At 59.1% G+C, this 20,044-nt stretch carries 25 protein-coding genes and 2 pseudogenes; 11 read left to right on the top strand and 16 right to left on the bottom strand.

What is annotated here, in order from left to right; genetic code table 11:
• Positions 1-126 precede the first annotated feature (126 nt).
• A pseudogene (locus TZ03_RS31920) lies at positions 127-477 on the top strand (helix-turn-helix domain-containing protein); the annotation flags it as partial.
• A gap of 22 nt (positions 478-499) precedes the next feature.
• Here the strand turns inward: TZ03_RS31920 and TZ03_RS04785 are convergent.
• The 3 genes from TZ03_RS04785 to TZ03_RS04775 all read right to left on the bottom strand — a co-directional run bounded on the left by TZ03_RS04785 (position 500) and on the right by TZ03_RS04775 (position 2,851).
• On the bottom strand, positions 500-1,456 hold the full coding sequence (locus TZ03_RS04785) for a helix-turn-helix domain-containing protein (RefSeq protein ID WP_051096059.1): 957 nt from the start codon (positions 1,454-1,456) through the stop codon (positions 500-502).
• Positions 1,457-1,586: 130 nt separating this feature from the next.
• Positions 1,587-2,288 carry an MOSC domain-containing protein gene (locus TZ03_RS04780; protein ID WP_051096058.1) on the bottom strand — a complete coding sequence of 234 codons (702 nt, stop codon included), beginning with the start codon at positions 2,286-2,288 and terminating at the stop codon, positions 1,587-1,589.
• Positions 2,285-2,851, bottom strand: a complete 567-nt coding sequence (locus TZ03_RS04775) for a MarR family winged helix-turn-helix transcriptional regulator (protein ID WP_051096057.1) — start codon at positions 2,849-2,851, stop codon at positions 2,285-2,287. The genes TZ03_RS04780 and TZ03_RS04775 overlap by 4 nt, the downstream gene beginning before the upstream one ends.
• A 116-nt stretch (positions 2,852-2,967) precedes the next feature.
• On the opposite strand from TZ03_RS04775, the gene TZ03_RS04770 reads away from it, so the two are divergent.
• Genes TZ03_RS04770 through TZ03_RS04760 form a run of 3 tightly spaced genes read left to right on the top strand, consistent with a single transcriptional unit; the run spans position 2,968 to position 3,754 of the window.
• On the top strand, positions 2,968-3,198 hold the full coding sequence (locus TZ03_RS04770) for a glutaredoxin domain-containing protein (protein WP_051096056.1): 231 nt from the start codon (positions 2,968-2,970) through the stop codon (positions 3,196-3,198).
• A gap of 10 nt (positions 3,199-3,208) precedes the next feature.
• Positions 3,209-3,463: a DUF2024 family protein gene (locus TZ03_RS04765; RefSeq protein ID WP_051096055.1), complete on the top strand. Its 255-nt coding sequence runs from the start codon at positions 3,209-3,211 to the stop codon at positions 3,461-3,463.
• 12 nt (positions 3,464-3,475) lie between these two features.
• Positions 3,476-3,754 carry a Rho-binding antiterminator gene (locus TZ03_RS04760; protein ID WP_051096054.1) on the top strand — a complete coding sequence of 93 codons (279 nt, stop codon included), beginning with the start codon at positions 3,476-3,478 and terminating at the stop codon, positions 3,752-3,754.
• Between the two features lie 274 nt (positions 3,755-4,028).
• Here the strand turns inward: TZ03_RS04760 and TZ03_RS04755 are convergent, their stop codons facing one another.
• The gene (locus TZ03_RS04755) at positions 4,029-4,421 is read right to left on the bottom strand and encodes a RidA family protein (RefSeq protein ID WP_051096053.1); all 393 of its coding nucleotides are present in this window, start codon (positions 4,419-4,421) and stop codon (positions 4,029-4,031) included.
• 141 nt (positions 4,422-4,562) lie between these two features.
• Between TZ03_RS04755 and TZ03_RS04750 the strand changes: the two genes are divergently transcribed.
• Positions 4,563-5,477, top strand: a complete 915-nt coding sequence (locus TZ03_RS04750) for a LysR family transcriptional regulator (RefSeq protein WP_051096052.1) — start codon at positions 4,563-4,565, stop codon at positions 5,475-5,477.
• 466 nt (positions 5,478-5,943) lie between these two features.
• Here TZ03_RS04750 and TZ03_RS04745 read toward each other — a convergent pair whose 3' ends face one another.
• Both TZ03_RS04745 and TZ03_RS04740 read right to left on the bottom strand, forming a co-directional pair.
• On the bottom strand, positions 5,944-6,978 hold the full coding sequence (locus tag TZ03_RS04745; RefSeq protein ID WP_051096051.1) for an aldo/keto reductase: 1,035 nt from the start codon (positions 6,976-6,978) through the stop codon (positions 5,944-5,946).
• A 19-nt stretch (positions 6,979-6,997) separates the two neighbouring features.
• Positions 6,998-7,867, bottom strand: coding sequence for an alpha/beta fold hydrolase (locus TZ03_RS04740; protein ID WP_051096050.1), 870 nt, complete (start codon positions 7,865-7,867; stop codon positions 6,998-7,000).
• A gap of 171 nt (positions 7,868-8,038) precedes the next feature.
• Between TZ03_RS04740 and TZ03_RS04735 the strand changes: the two genes are divergently transcribed.
• Entirely contained in the window at positions 8,039-8,917 is an 879-nt protein-coding gene (locus TZ03_RS04735; protein WP_051096049.1) for a LysR family transcriptional regulator, read from the top strand.
• Positions 8,918-8,958: 41 nt separating this feature from the next.
• On the opposite strand, the gene TZ03_RS04730 is transcribed toward TZ03_RS04735, so the two are convergent.
• Positions 8,959-9,564, bottom strand: a complete 606-nt coding sequence (locus tag TZ03_RS04730; RefSeq protein WP_051096048.1) for a LysE family translocator — start codon at positions 9,562-9,564, stop codon at positions 8,959-8,961.
• Positions 9,565-9,674: 110 nt separating this feature from the next.
• On the opposite strand from TZ03_RS04730, the gene TZ03_RS04725 reads away from it, so the two are divergent.
• Together TZ03_RS04725 and TZ03_RS04720 are read left to right on the top strand one after the other, a co-directional pair.
• On the top strand, positions 9,675-10,553 hold the full coding sequence (locus TZ03_RS04725) for a LysR family transcriptional regulator (protein WP_051096047.1): 879 nt from the start codon (positions 9,675-9,677) through the stop codon (positions 10,551-10,553).
• Positions 10,554-10,648: 95 nt separating this feature from the next.
• Positions 10,649-10,816, top strand: a pseudogene (locus TZ03_RS04720) (integrase); the annotation flags it as partial.
• A gap of 459 nt (positions 10,817-11,275) precedes the next feature.
• On the opposite strand, the gene TZ03_RS04715 reads toward TZ03_RS04720, so the two are convergent.
• Positions 11,276-11,779, bottom strand: a complete 504-nt coding sequence (locus TZ03_RS04715; RefSeq protein WP_051096045.1) for a DUF4274 domain-containing protein — start codon at positions 11,777-11,779, stop codon at positions 11,276-11,278.
• A gap of 207 nt (positions 11,780-11,986) precedes the next feature.
• Here TZ03_RS04715 and TZ03_RS04710 point away from each other — a divergent pair, with 207 nt between their 5' ends.
• Positions 11,987-13,060, top strand: a complete 1,074-nt coding sequence (locus tag TZ03_RS04710; RefSeq protein ID WP_160297737.1) for a DUF4303 domain-containing protein — start codon at positions 11,987-11,989, stop codon at positions 13,058-13,060.
• Positions 13,061-13,182: 122 nt separating this feature from the next.
• On the opposite strand, the gene TZ03_RS04705 is transcribed toward TZ03_RS04710, so the two are convergent.
• From TZ03_RS04705 to TZ03_RS04685, 5 genes are all read right to left on the bottom strand, one after another.
• The gene (locus TZ03_RS04705) at positions 13,183-13,431 is read right to left on the bottom strand and encodes a hypothetical protein (RefSeq protein WP_051096132.1); all 249 of its coding nucleotides are present in this window, start codon (positions 13,429-13,431) and stop codon (positions 13,183-13,185) included.
• A gap of 80 nt (positions 13,432-13,511) precedes the next feature.
• Positions 13,512-13,976, bottom strand: a complete 465-nt coding sequence (locus TZ03_RS04700) for a hemerythrin domain-containing protein (protein ID WP_051096043.1) — start codon at positions 13,974-13,976, stop codon at positions 13,512-13,514.
• A gap of 114 nt (positions 13,977-14,090) precedes the next feature.
• Positions 14,091-14,534: a DUF421 domain-containing protein gene (locus TZ03_RS04695; RefSeq protein WP_051096042.1), complete on the bottom strand. Its 444-nt coding sequence runs from the start codon at positions 14,532-14,534 to the stop codon at positions 14,091-14,093.
• A gap of 9 nt (positions 14,535-14,543) precedes the next feature.
• Complete coding sequence (locus tag TZ03_RS04690; protein WP_082056546.1) at positions 14,544-14,996, bottom strand: hypothetical protein; 453 nt, start codon at positions 14,994-14,996, stop codon at positions 14,544-14,546.
• Positions 14,997-15,061: 65 nt separating this feature from the next.
• Positions 15,062-15,565 (bottom strand): CinA family protein, encoded by a 504-nt coding sequence (locus tag TZ03_RS04685; protein WP_051096040.1) that lies wholly within the window; start codon positions 15,563-15,565, stop codon positions 15,062-15,064.
• Between the two features lie 196 nt (positions 15,566-15,761).
• On the opposite strand from TZ03_RS04685, the gene TZ03_RS04680 reads away from it, so the two are divergent.
• The gene (locus TZ03_RS04680; protein ID WP_051096039.1) at positions 15,762-15,995 is read left to right on the top strand and encodes a PLD nuclease N-terminal domain-containing protein; all 234 of its coding nucleotides are present in this window, start codon (positions 15,762-15,764) and stop codon (positions 15,993-15,995) included.
• Positions 15,996-16,004: 9 nt separating this feature from the next.
• A complete protein-coding gene (locus TZ03_RS31205) occupies positions 16,005-16,157 on the top strand; it encodes a hypothetical protein (protein WP_177328433.1) in 153 nt (50 codons plus the stop codon).
• Positions 16,158-16,415: 258 nt separating this feature from the next.
• Here the strand turns inward: TZ03_RS31205 and TZ03_RS04675 are convergent, their stop codons facing one another.
• The 3 genes from TZ03_RS04675 to TZ03_RS04665 all read right to left on the bottom strand — a co-directional run bounded on the left by TZ03_RS04675 (position 16,416) and on the right by TZ03_RS04665 (position 19,919).
• Positions 16,416-17,273 (bottom strand): SDR family oxidoreductase, encoded by an 858-nt coding sequence (locus tag TZ03_RS04675; protein WP_051096038.1) that lies wholly within the window; start codon positions 17,271-17,273, stop codon positions 16,416-16,418.
• Positions 17,274-17,439: 166 nt separating this feature from the next.
• Entirely contained in the window at positions 17,440-17,979 is a 540-nt protein-coding gene (locus TZ03_RS04670) for a type 1 glutamine amidotransferase domain-containing protein (protein WP_051096037.1), read from the bottom strand.
• Positions 17,980-18,131: 152 nt separating this feature from the next.
• Entirely contained in the window at positions 18,132-19,919 is a 1,788-nt protein-coding gene (locus TZ03_RS04665) for a thiamine pyrophosphate-requiring protein (protein WP_051096036.1), read from the bottom strand.
• Positions 19,920-20,044: the final 125 nt, after the last annotated feature.

Here is a 20,044-nt window from a genome sequence, read left to right as displayed (position 1 = left end):
CTCAGCGTCGGCAAGCTGCTACGTAAAATCGGCAATTTTCACGGCGTCGCGATTTTCCTGATTTACGTAGCGCCTCCACTTTCATCGGTAGAACCTGTGCGATGAAAGCAGACTCTGGTTACTGCCATGTCTAAACCAGCCATACGCACCAACCGTTTAACTCTGCATGCCAAGTACAAGGCTCTTTGGCTGAAGGCAGTAGCTGAGTTGCCGAGAAGTAACGAGGTAATGCTTTCAATCGGTGAGTTGAGCCGCCGTGTCGGGGTAAGCCAGCGGACGCTGCGCAACGCTTTTACAAGCGTTCTTGGGGTATCGCCCACACGCTACCTGGCCCTGAGACGGCTACATCTGCTGCGGGCAGCATTGTCGATAGCCGATCCGCAGACTGACACTGTTGCCTCAATCGCCCGCGCATTCGGTTTCAGCGACTGTGGCCGGATGGCAGCTCAGTATCGGAGGTTGTTTGGAGAAACCCCGCGCACCACGTTGCTGCGCAATATCAGTCAGGAAGCGCCACATCAGCTTGTGGCGCATAGCGATGGCGCCTTGTCTGCGACGGCAGCTCGCCGAAGTAGTTCTGGTACAGGCCGGCAAAGCGGCCGAAGTCCCAAACACCGTACATCCCGCATATTTCGCTGATGGTGGTGTCCGGGGCGGCACGTAGCATGGCGCGGCGTATAGCCTGGAGGCGATGAGTCATCAGATAGCGATGCGGGCTGACACCGAGATAGCGGGTAAAGACATTGCGCAGAGTACGCTCCGAAGCATGAGTGGCGCGGCAAAGATCGCTGACGTGTATTGGAGAATCTTGCGCCATTTCCAATAGTTCCAGCGCCTGCCTCAAGATCCGCTGGTGTCCGGCCTGGCTGGCCTGTGCCCGCCTCAGCGGAAACATGCTATGGAAAACCAGATCAAGCATCTCTTGGCGGGCAGCCTGCTTCGCCTGCGGAGCATCAAGCTGCTCTGGCACTTGCTGATCGATCCTGCGTAGACGCAGGGCCAGACTGATCAGCGGCTTCAAATCGTACTGAGCAACCACCACAAGATTTCGCAGGAGAATACTTGGGTCGAATTCGTCCTCATGCAGTTGTGCCCATGCCAGAACCAGCTCACAAGACATTGCCACTGTCATCCAGCTGCCCGGTTGCATGGCATCGATGTGGAACATTGCCTCCGGCACCATCCAGCCAAGCCGATGCCTGTCCATGCGCTTGCCATCCACCACGGTGGACTCATGTCGGCTCAGGGGCAGGAATATATTGAAGAAGCCACTCAGACCTATGCCGCTGTACACAGTGCCTGCTCCTTCACAACCAAACATCAGCGCCACGCCGTCGAGGTCAACTACCTCAAGGCGCCAGTTGCGTTGTTGTCGGGTGCGGAGTACATAGCGGCCCGCCACGCCATACAGCGCCTCTTCAAATTCGTCGAAATCAGGGCATATGAGTCCGCTCATGGAACCCCCGGAAAACCGGCTAGGTGATTGTTGAGCATCGACGGTGGCCGGCTCTGCGCTTCAGCTCTTGCATATTTGTGCTATTTAGAAAGCCGTTGGCCGGTATGCGACTTTGGTATGCCACTTCCGGCTAAGGGTAGCTGTCCTTGCCTTGAAGGCGCGGATTCCAGTCCTCGACCTCGCTCTTATCCAATCGCCGCTCCAGGTTGCGACGCCAGGACGGGGTCAGCGGCAGGGTCAAGCACTCGCGCAACAGGCCCGGCTCGACCTGTCTGTCGAACAGCACCTCGGCCAGCCGCGCAAGCGACCAGTTGCCATGAAGGCGTTCGACCAGTTGCAGCCTGCAGCCTGCTGCTACCTTCCCCTCTTCCAACACCCGATAGTACCACCCGGTACGCCCGGACTGCTGCACGCGCAGGGCCAGATCCTTGATGCCGAAGCGGTCGCTGAGTTTCCAGCACGGCATGCGTCCCTGGGACACCTCCAGCAGCGCCGTGCCGGCGCGGATACGATCACCCAGGTGCACGTCTTCCTCGGTCCAGCCCGTAGTACTGAAGTTCTCGCCAAAGGCACCCGCCCTTGTGAGCAAAGGATGCTCGCCCAGTTCGGTGGCCCAGTTCGCGTAGTGTTCGCGTGGGTAATGATGTATGGCCTTGTCGACGCCGCCATGCACCCGTAGATCACCCTGTTCATCGCCCGCCAGTCCGAAGGCGGTAATGCATAGTTCTTCTTCACGGGGCGACTTGGCAATGGCACTGCGTGAACCCGGGCGAGTGAAGTCTTGCGCGCGGCCGGTGAGCAGTGTGTCGAGGTAAAGCACGGGCAGATTCATGTGGCCTCCGTTGCAAGGTGTTCACGGCAGATCAGTTCAATATCGCTGCTCTGCAGCGGCTCCTGGGTCAGACCACAGAACGGCAGGCCATCGCGCTGTTGGTGAAAGCGGCAGGTCTTGCACAGGCCGAACCCCGGCACATCTTCGTCACGCTGGATCTGCCGCAACAGGTCACCGAATAATAGCTCCAACGCCTGCGCCCGCTCGCCCATGCCCGCCAGTGCGGTGGTCAGGAACTGCGGCGGCGCTACCGCCTCCAGCAATGACCGCGCCGGCGCGGTCAGCTGCAAATGCACGCTGCGTCGATCCAGCGGGTCTTGCCGCTTCTCGATCAGGCCCTTGGCCTCCAGCGCCTTGAGCGACTGCGACACCGTGCCCTTGGTCAACCCCAGGTATTCGGTGACCGCTAGCGGGGTGTCCGAGTAGCGGTTGCAACGCGACAGATAAATCAACGCACTGACTTGGATTGGCTGCAGCTCAGCCAGCAGCGGATGCTGGCGATTCCAGATGCGTATCAGGCTGGTCAGGCGTTCGAGCAGGTCGAAGAAGGTAGTCGCGGTCATATCATCACTCCTGTCGAAATATAGTATCGATTAAAAACTATATTGACAAATTGCGATGCTGGAGTAGCCTTCAAATCAGTATCGAATCGATACCAATTAATCAAGGGAGATCAGAAATGACTACTGCACGCTTCTACCATGCTGGCTGCCCCGTTTGCGTTTCCGCCGAGCAGACGCTGCTCAACCTGCTAGATCCACAGGTAAAGGTTGAGGTCGTTCACCTTGGCGACCAGCCACAACGAGTTGTCGAAGCCGAGGAGGCCGGCGTCAGGTCGGTCCCGGCGCTAGTGGTCGAGGGCCAGGTGCTACACCTGAACTTCGGCGCCTCCATAGACGAGCTGAAGTAAGGAGAAGGCCGTGAACGTCCAGGTCTTCGATACTCATGTGCGCACGACCGAAGGGGGGTATCTGCACTTCGACGTGCTTATCGAAGGCAACGACCAGGCGCTCGCCGCCCGCTACGCCCGCGACTGGCTTGCCAGCCGCGGCGTTGCCCAGGCAGATGTTTCGCAGAGCCGTTGCCAGTTCTGTCACAGCGAACCGGCCCACCCGGAGGTCGCGGCAGCGATTGCCCGGCAGGGCTACTACATCATCCTGCTGCAAAGCTTATAGGAGACCCGCACCATGACCACGTACCAGCCCCTGAACTGCGATCTGCACGACTTTCTGGAGATTGCCTGCATGCATGGCTACCGCCTGCGGGTCGAGTTGCTCGAAGGCCCGAGCTTCGTCGCCAGGGCACTGGATACGCGCACGGCGCCTAGCAAGGAAGAGTTTCTTGTTCTACAAGGCGACGCCGGCAGGCAGGAAATACGCCTGGATCGCCTGCTGGCAATCACCCCGCAGGACGCTGGCGCAAGCTTCGGACGCATCGAGTTGGCCGGCAACTACTGTGGGTTTTAACAGGAAGATCGAAGATGAAAACCGCTCTCGCCCTGCGTTATCTGCACTTCGAGGATCTCGGCACCCTTGAGTTGCTGTAACCATGAGTGCTCGTTAGCTTAGGGGCGGGGCTGCGAGAGGCAGCTATCGATCCAAGCTGCCCCTCACCACGGGCAGCTAATGGTCAAGAGCGAACGGCGACATCTAGCAGAAATCGACCGCCCGTCGAGGTACGCTTCAGGAGCAAGAAGATGGTCGCCCATTAGCCCTCGGCGGTATGTTCTGGCTAGCTCCGTTACGGTAGTTTCGCAATCACCTTGATCTCGAAGTCGAAGCCCGACAGCCAGGTCACACCAATTGCAGTCACCGTTGGGTACGGCGCTTCGCCCCAATAATCGGACGCCACCTCCCAGATGGTTTCGAACTTCGAATCGGGGTCGACCATGAAGATGGTCGTATCGACCACATCGTCGAAACTGCTGCCGGCCTCGGCCAGGATCGCGTTGAGGTTGGCGAAGGCCAAGCGCACTTGCGCCGCCAGGTCCGGTTCGGCCGAGCCATCCTTGCGGCTACCGACCTGGCCGGACACGAACAGAAAACCGTTGGACCGAATCGCTGGCGAGTAGCGGTGAAGCTCATACAGTGCATGGCGGTCAGGCGGGAAAACGGCATCACGTTTGCTGGACATTGCATACCTCGTTCTGGGCCATTGCGGCTCGGTGTCTATGTTGACGTCACTATAAGAACCGCCTTGGACCTGGATAAATGGGCAGCTCTGGTCAGGACTGTTTGTATAATCCAAACAATCCAGGCGCGAGGGAGACGTGAAATGGACCGTTTCGATGCAATGCAGGCGTTTGCCCGGGTGGTGGAAACTGGCAGCTTTACCAAGGCCGCTGCGACCCTACACATGAGCAAGACCACCGTGACGCAACTGGTTCAGCAACTGGAAGCGCGGCTGCGGGTGCGCCTGCTCAACCGCACCACGCGCAAAGTGAATGTTACCGCCGACGGGGCGGCCTACTACGAACGCGTGGTCCGGCTGCTGGTCGACATGGACGACGCCGAGACCAGCGTGTCCAGTGCGTCGATGGTGCCGCGCGGGCGACTTCGGGTGGATGTTCCTAGCCCACTGGCGCGCGTCCTGTTGATACCCGCCTTGCCGGGGTTCTTTGCGCGTTATCCGGACATTCAACTGACACTGGGCGCGAGCGATCGCGTCGTCGACATCATTAGCGAGAACGTCGATTGCGTGGTGCGTGGTGGCGAGATCACCGATCAGTCCCTGGTGGCCAGGCATGTGGGCGATTTGCAGCTCGGCATCTATGCCGCGCCCGGCTATTTGCAGCGCTTCGGGACGCCGAAGCACCCCCGTGAGTTGGAGGAGGGCCAGCACAAGACCGTAGGTTTTCTTTGGTCGCGTACCGGCAAGACTCTGCCCTACGCGATGCATCGGGGCGAGGAGCGCATGGAAGCTCAAGGCCGCCCGCAGCTGACCGTAGACGACGGCAATGCCTACCTTGCTGCCGGTTTGGCTGGCCTTGGCATGCTCTGGCTACCGCAGTACATGGCCAAACCGCACCTTGCCAGCGGTGAGCTGCTGGCGCTGTTTGACGATTGGCAGATGTCGCCAATGCCGATGTACTTGGCATTTCCGCCGAACCGCCATGTCAGCGCCAAGGTGAGGGTGTTTATCGACTGGATTACCGAATTGATGGCCGAGCATGCGCCGGTAGTTGGGTGAAACGGGTATAAACCGATTTTAGGACCACTTTGATTTTCTGCTTTTTGGCCGTTAGATGTCCGCGGTGAGGGGCAGCGCTGGGTCGGAAGCAGTTGCTCACGATCGGCTGCTTCCGACCCGTTGCTGCCGGTGAGCCGGACAGCAATCTTTGTGGGAGCGGGCGTGCCCGCGAAGAATCCAACGCGGAGCCTGGCACCGGCTGCGCCGGTGTTCGCGGGCACGCCCGCTCCCACAGAGTGCGCATCGCGCTCATGAAACCAGTTATTTTTCAGCGTCTGCTATGGGTCGAAAGCGGTCATTCACGACCGGCCGCTTCCGACCCACAGCGGTCTTTCAAAATACGCGCCGCTTGCGAGCAATAGCGGCGAGCATACTCTCTACTGAGTCTAAAGGCCCCAATCGATCATTTTGCCACCTCAACAAAATTGGTTATGAGCGCCACATCAGAGCCATCACAGGTTCTAAATCAGCGAATAGCCCTGTTCGGCACATCGATCAGCTCCAGCTTCCCGCCTGCAAGCATGGCTGCCGAAGCAGCCACTACATCGTGTGGGAAGCCGAGACTGACAGCACTAGCGCTCTCCAGCCGGTCGAGTTGTGTCGGAGTCAGCCGAACCTTCAGCGCGGCGAGGTTGTCGACGAGCTGCTCGTCGGTACGCGGCCCAATGATCGGCAGTATTCCCTTGGCGAGTACCCATCCAATGGCGACCTGGCCTGGTGAGTACCCCGTCTCTGCGGCAATTGCCAACACAGCATCCACGGTCGCGACCTTGCGCTGATCGCTCTCGCCATGGATAACCGCACCCAGCCCTTGGGCCCGACCTGTTTCACCTTTGCGGTACTTGCCAGTAAGCAAACCACCCCCCAGCGGAGACCAGCCTACAGTCCCCAGATTGAACCCCGCAGCCATCGGCAGCAGTTCACGCTCGGCCGACCGTTCCACCAAGCTGTATTCCAATTGAACAGCGGAAATGGGCGACCAGCCACGCAGCTCGGCCAGGGTAGCGCCGGTAGCGATCCGCCATGCGGGAAAGTCCGACAACCCTGCATACAGGATCTTGCCAGAACGCACCAGGTCGTCGAGACCACGAACGATTTCATCGATGGGCGTCACTGCGTCGGGCATATGCACCCACAGTAGATCGATGCGATCCGTTTTTAAGCGTTCGAGACTGGCTTCGACCGAGCGAAACATGGCCTTGCGGCTGTTGCCGGAGCGCTGGAGGCCAGCGTCTGGCGAATCGCCGAGGGAAAATTTACTGGCAAGAATGATGTCATCGCGTTCAGCGGCAATGAACTCGCCGAGCATTATTTCCGACTGGCCAAACTGATACTGATCCGCCGTATCGATGAAGTTGCCACCAGCCTCGCGGTAACGTGCGTATATCCTACTGGCTTCCTCCCGGTCGGTACCGTAACCCCAGCCCTTACCAAAGTTGCCGGTACCCAACGCCAATGAAGAGACCCGGAGGCCGGTATTGCCGAAGATGCGATAACGCATGGCGTGTCCCTCCTCAGGTCTATTTGGATGTGCGAGAGATGAAATCGGCGATGTATTGCGCAGACAGCTCCGGGTACTGGTGCTGCGGGCCATGCCCGGCTTCGGGATAGAAGACGAATTGCGCGTTGCGCAACTGGCCGATCAGCGGGAACCAGTTCTGCCCCGCAGTGCTGGTGTCGTTATCACCGCTGATCACCAGCATTGGTGTGCGAACCTGGGTCAGCCGTGCGCGGCGCCCCGAAGCGTCTTCACCGAAGACCTCGGCGGCCTTCAGGTAAACCATGAACTGCTCCATCCGTGAAGGAATCTTCGACACCACATCAGGGCGGGAGTAGATGCGCTCACGGGAGGCCTTGGCCGCCGCGCGACTGAAGGCGGATTTCGGTTCGAAGAACAACACTTCTTCGTCGTCCAGGTCGTTCACCGGCTTCATGGCACGCTCGATGAATACCTGCTGGATCGGCAGCTGGCCCGGTCCGGGAGGATTGGTACCTACTAGAATAGCGTGGGTCACCCGCTCCGGTTGGTCGAGCAGCAGAGTCTGGGTGGTGAAGCCGCCCCACGACCAGCCTAGCATGGCGAACTTGTCCAGCCCGATGGCCGTGGCGAAGTCATCGACGAAACCCGCGACCTGCTCGATGTCTTCGGGGAGTATGCCGGTCGAATAACCGACGCCCGGATAGTCGAATGTGATGACGGTGTGGTGCTCAGCCAGGGTGTCGAGGAAAAGCGGATCCCAGGTATCGAGCGTACCGCGCATCCGGTTGGCCAATACGATCGGACTGCCTGAGCCAATGGCGCGGTAGGCGATGCGGTTGCCGTTAATCTGCACGTAGTTGGTCTTGGTGGTGGCGGCCTGACTGAGGGAAGTGTCGAACTGAGTGTTCATGGGCTGTGTTCCTGTGGGATCGAAGTCGTGCCGTCCTGTGTATGTTGGCGCTGATGTTGTCCGATGGGCACTTTTTACGCTTCGCCCGTCGTTGCGAAAATAGCTACGATAGCAATCAGGCGTTGCGCAAAAGCAACGTAATTGGCGCAACGTTTGCTTGGGTGGAGCCTCATGAATTTCGACTGGAACGATATTCCCCTGCTGTTGAAGCTCGCCGAGTCAGGCAACATGGCCCAGACGGCGCGCGACCTGGGCCTGGTGACGTCTACTGTGAGCCGGCGGTTGGCGGCAGCCGAGCAGGCGCTGGGTATCAGAGTGTTCATCCGTAACCATGCCGGCTATCAACCAACCGAAGCAGGAAAGGTGTTCCTGGCGCATGCCGACACCATCGCCGATCGGGTCAAGACGATGCTGCTGGAAAGCAAAGAGGAGGCCCAGGACATCTCCGGTGTGGTCAACATCACCGCCATCGACGTTCTGCTCAGTCACTGGTTGGCCGGTCACGTGCCGCAATTGTTGGCCGAGCATCCTCGCCTTGATTTGAACCTCATCGGTGATTTTCGCGAACTGTCGTTCACCCGACGCGAGGCCGATCTGGCCATTCGCCTCAACAGACCGACCGCAGACGCTGCCCTGCGGATGCGCAAAATCGGGACATTGGGTTTTGCGGTGTACGGGACAAAGAACTTTTCCGGCACCTCGCGCAAGGAGTGGCCGACTCTTCCCTGGCTATCCTTCCCGGACGAATTTGCCAAGTTGGCAGAGATGCAGTGGCTCGCGAAAATCGGACCCAAACAAAGGATTCGGCTGACCAACATCTCGATGATTGCACACGCCTGCGAAGCCGGGGTTGGTGTCGCTCTTCTGCCGTGCTTTGTCGGTGATCGGTCGAACCTTATCCGGCTACAACAGGAACCAGAGTCGCAGCGAGAACTGTGGTTGCTCAGTCACAAGGATGCTGGACATGTCGCCAGGTTCCGCGCAGTGTCGCAATGGTTGAGCGAACAGGCGAGGCAGGATGCGGATCTGCTTGCCGGGATTTCCCGCTAGACACGAGTGTCCGCTTTCGACCAAGCGTCACATGATCATTGCTAATGCGCTGGAATCAACACACCGAAGATCACGAAGAACCCTCCACAGACCTGATTGAATCGACGCCCCGCCCGAGCCAGCCAAGGCCTCACTTTGTGCGCAGCACTTGCAACGCCTAGTTCAACTCCAAACTCCACAACGGCATATGTGACGGACAGAATCGCAGCTTGGGCCACAAGATCTCCTCGCGGATCGATGAAGGGTGTGATGAATGCCGTGAACAGCAGCAGTGCTTTGGGGTTGGAAACCGCGCTGAGCAGCCCCTGATAGAAAAACGACCAGCTGCCAGAGTTAGAGTTAGCCTTATTGGCCAGCGTAATCGGTTCTGATCGCCACAGATTGACCCCTAGCCAAATCAGGTAGAGCCCGCCGACGATCTTCAATACCGTCAGCCACAGCATCGAAGCCTGAAGCAGTGCGCCTAGGCCAAGCACGCAGAGCGCGATCATCCCGACGAAGCCGATCACGCCCCCGCTGATTGTGAAGAGAGTTTTGCTTCTTCCGTGTAAGGCGCCATGGGTAAGGACCAGTAGCGCATTCGGTCCGGGGACCACTGCGATACCGAAGCACGTCATCAGATAAAGGAACCAGGTATCGAGCTGCATGATGTCTCCAGGGTTTCAGATTCTGAGCATCATCAGGCTGAACATGCTGGACGAAAAGCGAATAATATGGCACCTAAATATTCGATTATCGAATGCCTTAAGAGTACATTATGTCGCCTCGCGATTTGCAGATCGACTGGCTGAAGTGCTTTGTCGCCGCCGTTGATACCGGCTCGTTGTCCAGCGCGGCGATCGAGGTGCACCGGTCCCAGTCCGCAGTCAGTATGCAACTCAAGAAACTGGAAGCGGCACTTGGCCGCGAGGTTCTCAAGCGTGGCCCACGCCAACTTGATTTGACCGAGGATGGGCAAATGCTACTGGGCTATGCGCGGCGCATGCTCGCGCTGCATGCCCAAACCCAGGCAGCGTTTCACGGTGAGATGCTCACTGGACGAGTTCGGCTTGGAGTGGCAGAAGACTATGCAGCACATTACCTCACGCCGATACTCAAGCGGTTCGCTCCCAGGCATGAGGGGGTGGAGATTGAACTGACGTGTGAGCAATCCACAACACTGATACCACAAGTAGAAAGTGGCGACCTTGACCTAGCCCTGATCTCCAGCGATAACGCTCGACGAGGTTCGGTGCTTTTCCAGGAGCCCATGGTCTGGGTGGGGTCGCCCCAGTTCGAACTCTGGACGCGAGATCCGCTGCCAATTGCCGTTTACGAAGCGGGAAGCTTGGCTCGCCTCGGCGCACTTAGCTCTTTGGCCAGGCAAGGACGCGATTACAAGGTGGTCTATAACAGCTCCAGTCTTGCTGGGCAGATCGTGGCGGTTGAAAGCGGGTTGGCAGTGGCTGTTCTCACTCGGTGCAGTGTTCCCATGCATCTCCAGATACTAGGTGCCGCGCATGGGCTGAGACCGCTCGAACCCATGAATGTTGCTGTCTACCGAAGCAAGGCGTCACAGGGATCGAATGCGGTTGATGGTCTGCGGCGTTTTATTGTTCAGTCCCTTGACGCTTCGCTCTCTAGCCGAACAACCTAGGAATTGTTCGTTATGGGTCGGTTAGCGCCTCTGGGTCGAGTTGACCATCCTTGTCCTCCCTCACATGGAGGACATGCCATGAATACCATTTCGACGGCACCCACACCATGAGACGTACGAAAGCATCGCTGATCTATCGCAGGACAAAGAACCTGAGAGCAGTTCAGCTTCTGCTCGGCCATACCAAGCTTGGAAGCACGGTGCGATACCTAGGTATCGAGGTCGATGACGTATTGGAAATGGCGGAGCAGACGGAGGTCTGAAAGCATATAGCGACGGTCAAGGTTTGATCGTCGCTATACGACCCGTTGCAGACACTGAAAAATAACTGGTTTCGTGAGCGCGATGCGCACTCTGTGGGAGCGGGCGTGCCCGCGAACACCGGCGCAGCCGGTGCCAGGCTCCGCGTTGGATTCTTCGCGGGCACGCCCGCTCCCACAAAGATTGCTGTTCGGCTCACCGGCAGCAACGGGTCGATAGCGGCGTCCAGTGCCTGGCCAATCTCGGCAAGCGTGCATGCGGCAGCTGACCCCACGACTGCCGTTTGATTGGCGCAATCCACCACAAGCTCGAGCGCAGCAGGGCGGTGATCGCCCGGAAACTTCACGAGATGAACCACCGCCTCGCTGCGCCAGGTGACCTGATCCATGGACCAACAAGGGGAAGCGAATGCGAACATGCCCCCTGGGGCGGCACCGTCAACCGAGTTGAGCCAAAGTCCTTCAATCGAACAGGTCATAAATCCGCTGGGCTACGGCTGGCGGCAAACCTTCTTCGTACTCGTCTTGCACCAAGTCTCGGTCGTAGTATTCGGTGCCATCGACCACTTGCAACATCATGGCAGGGATGGGACGGTTGACGGGTTGGTCGGGGTAGTCGTTGGGCGTTGCGCTTTCCGACTGCATTGGGTCGAACCAGAGGCTGCGGCCTTGGTAGAAGCCGCGTTGGACACGATCTTCGATGAGCCGCAGAAGCGCGAACGTTTCAGGGTTGTCTGCCTGCTCCACGGTTTCATAGGCCACATACCAGGCGGCGCCCAGGTTCCAATAGACAGTGAGCGCCGTAGCCAGCTCCAGCGAGGGCTGGTCCAGTAGCCATTTCAACCCCGGTAGGTTGTCGCTGTAGTTCGAGCCGTCGGCATAGACGTGCCAATCCCACGGCGTTGCGGCGGCAAGGTGTTCGTGGATGATGTTCCAGATCAATGGGGTGACGTCGCGTTCTTCCATGTAGGTCAGGCTCCTGTGCCGGGTTGTTCAAAGCCGGAAATCGAATAGTGCTTCGCGCAAAGTGTGATGACGTGATCAACTGCGGGGCCTGATGGTGCGGGACGCAGGCCGTTCACAAATGGCTCGCCACACAGACAACGGTTGAACGCTGACAGGGTATCAACTCACTCCGGCATGCAACTATTGGAATTGTCAGCAAGGAACTTGATGATGAATTGGAAAGCTCTGGAACAGGCGCTATTCGAAGCCGCCAGGCAGGTATTGCAAACGCTGCTCGATGAGGAGGGCAGCCCTTTGTACGCCGCGGCGTTTCATGCCAGCTACCGAGAGGAAGAGGCGGTTCTGGCACTGCCCAGCTTTGCCGCAAACAGCCTGCAAGCACTCAGCGAAGACTACCCCGACGAGGAAGATGAAAGCTTCAGTTCGGTGAAGTGGAACCCGGCGGACTGGCGCTGGGATTGGGAAATCTGCGCTGGTGAGCCGTTCACGCGGCTTGATGAGGAACTGCAAGCCCACGCCAATCGGCTTGGGCCGCGCCAATGGCAAGCGGCTGAGCAGCGCTTTCTGGTCACCGTTAGCCGTGCCGCCAGGGCGCTGGGCCGCCATTTCGCTCAGCATCCTGGTGTGACGCCTGGCTTCGTGGTGATTTTTCATGACTTTGCTGGCTATATGGCCTTGGCCAAGCGCAGCATGACCCGCCAGCAGTTCGAGGATAATTTCCCTGTCGAGCTGGCCATTGAAAACACCCGGCGCGAAGTCGCTGCCTTGCCGCTCGCCGAGCAGGTCGCATACTACGTCAGCCGCTTACATTGTTTGGATGGCATTTCAGGGGAGGACGCAGAGCGCTGGCTGATTGCCAATGGCCGTCCCGCACAGGCTGCGCTTATCGAGCAGCTCAACGGGCATAAAGCGCCTACCGCTGCCGCGCGTATTCTTGGGCTGGCTGGCATGGCTGATGAGCCCGTCATCCAGGCCCTGCGCCGGCAGGCTATTGAGTCCTGTGAGCAGCCGACCCGCAACTGGTGCATAAAAGCCTTGGGTTACCTTGAGGATTTCGACTGGCTTATGCAGCAAGCGCCCGACGTCGCTGTCGCAGGCATCTGCGCAAACTTTGATGGCTTCCGCTGGCGGGGCGTGCAGCCACCGGTGCTGAACTACACACCCGTTGAGCGTCTGCTTGATCAGCGTCCTGAGCTTCGGGCTGCTGTTGAAGAGGCCCTTGAAGAGGTCTACGGTCAGATCGATACCACCACCGCCGATGGCAATCCTGGATACCGATGAGCAGGTGCGGCACGTCGCGGGCCTTGGCCTTCTCGATCTTGCGCAGGGCTAGCGGCACATGACTATCTATTGCTCTTCATGATCGGCAGCGGGGCGTTTCGATCTGAGCGAAGTGGCCTTCGTCATCCACAAACCTCCATCTGCGTGTTCTTCCGCCAACCTCGCAAATTCATGGCGCAGAGGCAGAACTGCAGGATGATCAACGCCCAAGCCTCTGCTTGCCAGCCCCACACGGCCCATAGCACGTTGCTTGCGATGAAACAGCAGAAGCCGATCTTCCTTCTGCCCGGCCGACGGGAGCCGATGCACCATGCTGCCAGCACGGTCATCACCATGGCTGGCCACTCCAACAACCCGATCCAATGTTCCATGAAGTCTTTCCCAACTGCGTGTTCAATGGCTGAAGGTGCATGCCTGCCAGCGTCGCTGGCGCTGGCAGGCCATTGCTTCATCAGGCGGCGCGCTGCTCGCTCTTGAGCATCTTTTTCTGTGTTTCCATGGTCTGCCCAAGCTGCTCCAGAATGTCTTTGCCCAGCAGTTTCTTGGCCGTCGGGAGCAGCTCGCCTTCTTCCTCCTCGATGTGATGCTCCAACAGCTCTTTCATGACCTTGACCCGCCCGGCGAATTCGACAGTGCCGGTTTCGGTGTGGAGGAGGTCGGGGATGACGAGGGAGTCGACAGTCCGGTGTTCTTCCTTGGCCTCGTAGTACATTTTCGCTTCTTCCTTGCCGCCAGCTTCCTTGATGGCTGGGTAGAGGATTTCCTCCTCAAGCGTTGTATGAATCTGCAACTCCTGCTCGATCCTTTGCAGCAATTCGGCCCGCTTTTTCACCGCTCGCTCCGTGGTGGCCGACAGTTCTTCGAGGAGCTTCTTCACCAGCTTGTGGTCTTGAATCAGTAAGTCGATAGCGTTCATGGCGTAACCTCATCACGGACTGGATACACGAACTTGCCTGTGGTTGAGTCATTGCCAAGCGGCAGGGTTCAACGCTCACGATGGCTGGCACTTAATGAGCCGGAACTCGGCGCCTTAATCTGCGGGAATGATTGAGATCTTGCCATTGCGCTCGACGATGGCGAATTTGATCTGCTCGATGTTCTCGATACCTTGGCTGTCCCGCGCTGATTCAAGAATATCGTCCTCCGTGAGGCGCGTCCGACGCATTCGCTGGTGGAGGAATCGCCCGTTTTCAACGACCAAGGTCGCGTGCCCATCCAGAAGCCTGGCCAAGGGCTTGGAGTTGAGTTTCGCCAGCGATAGGCCCACGTCCAGAACGATCAGCGTCGCGATCACCAGCATGGCGTTGGTGAACGAGAAATCCTCACCCAGGAGTGCCTGCTGGGTGGCTTCCCCGATGATCAGCAGCAAGATGAAGTCGAAGGTGGTCAGGTCGGCCAGCGAGCGCCGCCCGGCCACGCGAAATAGCAGCATGAGGGCGAGGTACATCCCGGCTGCGCGGAGGATCGAATCCATGACGCACTCCTAGGGGTAAAGGAATGTGGAAAAGTGCACTGCGCTGTTGCTGCCCGCCCTTACGATGCCTTCCAAGATACCCACGTGCTCACTGCGTAGCGTCAGGTACAAGGTTGCCATGCCGTCATTGCTGGTACCCAGCTGCAGCAACAGGGCCGGGCCATGCGACATCGAAACTAGTGGTTCTGGCTGTAACGTCTCGATACTGGCTTGGCGAAGTAGCGTACCCTCGAGCTCCACCATCACCGGCTGGCCAGGGGGGCCCTGGACGGTGATGAAAAGGCTGTCGGTCGTACCGCTGCGGCTGAGGCGCTGATACTCGACTTTTACCCGACCATCCTGGCTCACCACCTCGGCATCGCTTAACGGGCCGTTACCAAATAGCCCTGCCAAAGCCAGTAGCACGATGACCACCAGCACGTACCACCCAACGCGCTCGAAACGCCAAACACGCTGCTGCATCGGCATGTCTTCTTGAACGGGATGACTCCTGGATACCAGCTCATCTTCCGGCATCTCACTTGCCCTCAGGCGCGCTCGCCTCGCAGCCAGCGTTGGTGATAGTGGGGAAGTCGGGTCAGCCCGAAGAGCGCCCCTTGTCGCATTACCTCAGCGCGCTCGCCGAAAAAACGTTGGGTCAGAGTAAAAACGGCTACTGGCTCGCCGGCGAACCCCCAGGCAAAACACATGGTGCCCGGTGGTACGCCTGACTCAGGGGCTGGCCCAGCTACGCCAGTGGTGGCAATCACCACGTTGGCATCGCTGTCTCGCAATGCACCCAAGGCCATTTCCCACGCTACTGCCTCGCTGGTAAGGCCATAGCGTTCGATGGTCTCGGCGTTAACGCCCAGCAAGCGCTTCTTGGCGCTGGGGGAGTAGACGACATAGCCACTTTCCAGCACCTCCCCGGTACCGGGCAGCGCCGCCAGCAAAGCCACCATGCAACCCGCAGTGCACGACTCCGCTGTAGTCAAGATCAGCTTGTTGTCTTTGAGATAGCCGAGCGCGGTAAACACGGGTTCGGTTGCCATTCCAGAATCGACTCGCTTGTTGTTTTACGATGGACGCAATCCGGCGCTGATTGGTTCATCGCATCTTTGCCCGTCCATCCCATCCAGCGAACCTAGCCTGAACTTTGCCCAGTGCGCTGGCTTCCCTTGTGTACAGGGGCGGCAGTCGTGAGGTCAGCGATGCAGCCATTTCAGTTGGCAATAGGGAGAGGCGATCATGAACGATCCTGTGACTTACTTCTGGATTGCCGTAGCAGCGATCATCCTACTGGTTGACCTGTGGGCAATCGTCAGCGTTTTCCGGAGCGACAAGTCTGACGCAACGAAAGTGATGTGGTCTTTGATTCTGGTAGTTCTGCCGGTGGTAGGGCTGGCCATCTGGGGTGTCGCCGGCCCTCGTGGGATCAAGCGCGGAACCGGGCCGACCTCACCAGAACATAGCAAAGGGTAGGAGAACAGCATGAACAAAGAAGCCCATTCGCAGCAGAAAGCAGGCTCGCAAACAAGGTCGAACGGCGAACAGGAACGGGACAATGATGCCCGTCGCCCGGATGGCTCGACCGGTACATCCCATGACTCCACGGCACAAAAAACCGCACGCGATCACGGGTAACACGAACTGGGGCTGCTGCGCAGCCCATCGCCGGCAAGCCAGCTCCCACAGGTACCGTGCAGAATTCAGGAACTGTGCGATCCTTGTGGGAGCAACTGTCTTGTATTGCCTGGACTGACCTCATCGCCGGCAAGCCACATACAGATACTGCACAGGCCTTGAGGCTGATGCGGTCCCACAATGACAGCACTAGCCGCAAGCCATGTGCAATCCCTGTGGGAGCTGGCTTGCCGGCGATGGGCCGCAAAGCCTTTTTCGTCACAGGATCGGTTTACCGCCGGTGACAGCGTAACGTGACCCACTGATGTAGCTGGCCTCATCGGAGCCAAGCAGCACGTAGATCGGCGCGACCTCAACGGGCTGCCCTGGACGTCCCATGGGGTAGCTGGAGCCGAAGTTTTTCACCGCCTCGTCGGGCATGGTAGCCGGGATCAAGGGCGTCCAGATGGGCCCAGGTGCCACGCTATTGACCCGAATGCCCTTTTTGCCAAGCAACTGGGCCAACCCAGCCGTGAAGTTGGCAATCGCGCCCTTGGTCGTGGCATAGGGCAGTAAGCTGGGGGAAGGATCGTCGGAGTTGACCGAGCTGGTGTTGATGATCGAGCTGCCCTTCGGCATGGAAGGCAGTGCCGCTTGGCAGATCCGGAAGATAGCGGTGATGTTGGTATCGAAGGTTTTTACCCATTCATCATCGTCGATCTCTTCCAGGGTCTCATGCGACATCTGGAAGGCCGCGTTGTTGACCAGGATGTCGATACGCCCGAATTGTTTGACGGTCTTTTCGACGATGTCATAACAGTGCTGCTTCTGCGCAAGATCGCCGGGCAACAGCAGGCATTGCCGGCCCGCGGCCTCGACCCAGCGTGCGGTCTCTTGTGCATCTTCGTGCTCATTGAGATAGGCGATGGCAACGTCGGCACCCTCGCGGGCATAGGCAATGGCTACCGCCCGCCCAATCCCGCTGTCAGCGCCGGTAATCAGCGCAATCTTGCCTTCTAGTCGGTTGTGGCCGGTATACGACTGCTCACCGCAGTCTGGATACGGCTCCATCTTGCGTTGGGAGCCTGGAACGTTTTGCGGCTGTGACGGGAAGGGGGGAGTGGGAAAGTCTCGCATGGTAGAAGCTCCTGCAGTTGAGAACGCTCATACCGGTTCGAAACATCTGGCCCCTGTGCGTTGGTTTCAATGCGCAATTGGTACGACGAGCGGTGCGCGGTTGGAGCGTGGCCCCCCGGAACGGTGTTTACGCACGACAGGGGGCCAATACGCGGAAAGTGGACACTCAGCCAGCCAGAGCCCTGATCAACTGCTCGTTGAAGGCTGGGATATCGTCCGGCTTGCGGCTGGTGATCAGGTTGCCGTCCACGACCACTTCTTCATCTACCCAGTTACCACCAGCGTTACGAATATCGTCCTGCAAGGTCTTGTAGCTCGTCATCCGCTTGCCCTTGGCCAGGCCTGTCGACACCAGCAGCCAGGCACCGTGGCAGATTACTGCCAGCGGCTTGCTTGCCGAATTGTGACTTTTCACCAGTTTCTGGGCGCCGGGTATCAGGCGAATGGTATCGGAATTCTGTACGCCGCCAGGCAGCACAAGGGCATCGTAAAGATCGAGGTGGGCACTGTCGAAGGTTGCATCCACGACAAATTCGTCGGCGGGCTTGTCGTGGTTCCAGCCGCGTACAGTCCCTTCCTTGTCGCCTAGTATGTCCACTACAGCGCCGTTTTTTTCCAAGGCCTCGCGAGGGCCGGTCAGCTCTACCTGTTCAAAACCATCGGTGACCAGAAAGGCCACGCGTTTGCCGTTCAGTTGTGCACTCATGGTTGAATCTCCATTTTCCATAGACCTGAAATGGGAGGCCTTTGACTTGGCTCGAAGTTCAAAGACGATGCTTCAGCGGCGCCTGCGTTGTGCATGGGTGATGACGAACCCGGCGAGATCGAGCGCCGCTTCCCGACATTGCCTGAAGAACCTCATTTTTTGCCCGGCAGTACCGAGCTGAGGACTTGCTTGGCTGTCTGCACGATGACCCCGGCCTGGTCCGGATCGCCCTTGAGCAAGGTGCTGGCGAACTTCTTCGCCTGTTCCAGTTTGATGTGTGGCGGTAGAGGCGGAACGTCCGGATCGGTCTTGAACTCGATCAACACCGGCCGCTCAGCCGCCAGCGCGCGTTCCCAGGCGCCAGCAATATCTTCTTCCCGCTCCACATAGATGCCTTGCAAACCGATGGAAATGGCAAACAAGTGATAAGGCACATCGGGGATCGACTGCGAGGCCTCGAATTTAGGGTCGCCCTCCATCACCCGTTGCTCCCATGTCACCTGGTTGAGGTCTTCGTTGTTGAACACCGCGCAGATCCACTGTGGGTTGTCCCATTGCCGCCAGTACTTGGCCACGGTGATCAGCTCGGCCAGGTTGTTCATCTGCATCGCGCCGTCGCCTACCAGTGCCACCACGCTGCGCCGCGGGTGGGCGAACTTGGCGGCGATGGCATAGGGTACCGCCGCGCCCATACTGGCCAGCCCGCCGGACAACGAACACTGCATGCCCTGGCGGATCTGCAGGTCGCGGGCAAACCAGTTGGCGCAGGACCCGGAGTCACTGGTGACTATGGCGTGGTCGGGCAGGCGAGGGGAGAGTTCGTGTACCACGCGCTGCGGGTTGATCGGGTCGGCCTTGACCAACGCGCGTTTCTCTAAAGTCTTGTCCCAATGCGCGCGCCAGCTTTCGATTTTGTCGCGCCAGCGTCGCTCGCCTTTGTGTTCAAGCAGCGGCAGCAGTGCTTGCAGGGTTTCGCTGGCATCGCCGACCAGGTTGACCTCCATCGGGTAGCGCAGGCTGAGCATGTCCGGCTGCAGGTCGATCTGCACGCCACGGGCCTGGCCTTCCTTGGGCAGGAACTCGGCATAAGGGAAGCCGGAGCCGATCATCAGCAAGGTGTCGCACTCGTTCATCAACTGGTAGCTGGGCTCGGTCCCGAGCAGGCCGATGGCTCCGGTGACCCAGGGCAGGTCATCGGGCAGCACGGCCTTGCCCAGCAGTGCCTTGGCCACGCCAGCGCCAAGCTTCTCAGCCACTGCGATGACCTGCTCGGAAGCCTGCAGGGCGCCGGCCCCCACCAGGATTGCCACCTTGCGCCCGGCGTTGAGTACCTCGGCAGCTCGCTGCAAGTCTTGCTCGAAGGGCACGATCTTGGGCTTGCTGTAGCCGATGCCGGAATGCACCGTGCCGTGAGCCTTTGCCGGCTCGTGGTAGGGCAAGTCCTGCAGGTCGTTGGGCAGGATGATGGCGGTGACCCGGCGTTCGCCGACGGCGGTACGTATTGCGCGGTCGAGCAAGTGGCGCACTTGCTCCGGCGTCGACGCCTGCTGGACGAATGCACCTGCGACGTCCTTGAACATCGACAACAGGTCCAGCTCTTGCTGGTAATGCCCGCCAAGCGCTGCCCGTGCCTGCTGGCCGACGATGGCCAGCACCGGCTGGTGGTCCATGCGTGCATCGTACAGACCCGTGAGCAGGTGCGAAGCACCGGGGCCTGAGGTGGCGATGCACACACCCAGTTCGCCGGTGAACTTGGCGTGCGCGCTGGCCATGAAGGCGGCCATTTCCTCGTGGCGGGCCTGGACGAATTCGATCTTGCCTTCGGCCCGGTTCAGCGCGCCGAATACGCCGTTGATGCCGTCGCCGGGGTAACCGAAGATGCGCCGTATACCCCACTGATACAAGCGCTCCACCAGAAAGTCGCCTACCGTGCTGGTCATTGTCTTCTCCCGTCCTGTGACCGATAGGCGTCTGGACTTGGCGCGGGGCGGGAAAGTTTCAAGCGTATGCGCGCAGGTCTTCCGAGTGGAACCTTGTACCAGGCTGCGGGTTCGCAAGTGAACGG

Origin of the sequence: Pseudomonas sp. 10-1B, from assembly GCF_000935045.1 — a bacterium.
Lineage (GTDB): Bacteria > Pseudomonadota > Gammaproteobacteria > Pseudomonadales > Pseudomonadaceae > Aquipseudomonas.
Note: the sequence above shows the minus strand (reverse complement) of the source record. Positions and strands in the feature narration are given on the sequence as shown.